The 236-nt window shown below is 66.5% G+C and carries 1 pseudogene; it reads left to right on the plus strand.

The features are described from left to right. Positions 1 to 236 (plus strand): annotated as a pseudogene (locus AC3II9_RS22520) (hypothetical protein); the annotation flags it as partial.

Below are 236 nucleotides of genomic sequence, written 5' to 3' on the forward strand. Positions count from 1 at the left end.
GGTGCGATCACGCTGGCCGGTGCGCTTACCCTGCCGCTGACGCTGAATGACGGCTCGCCTTTTCCCGCGCGCGATCTCGTCATCTTCCTGGCCTGCGGTGTCATCCTGTTCTCGCTGGTGATCGCCAGCCTGACGCTGCCGCTGCTGCTGCGCGGTCTGGAATTGCCGCTTGAGGATGCGAACAACGAACTGGACCGCACGCGCGTCGCCGCCGCCAAGGCCGCCATCGCCGAACT

This window comes from Lysinibacillus sp. RU7 (assembly GCF_057837305.1).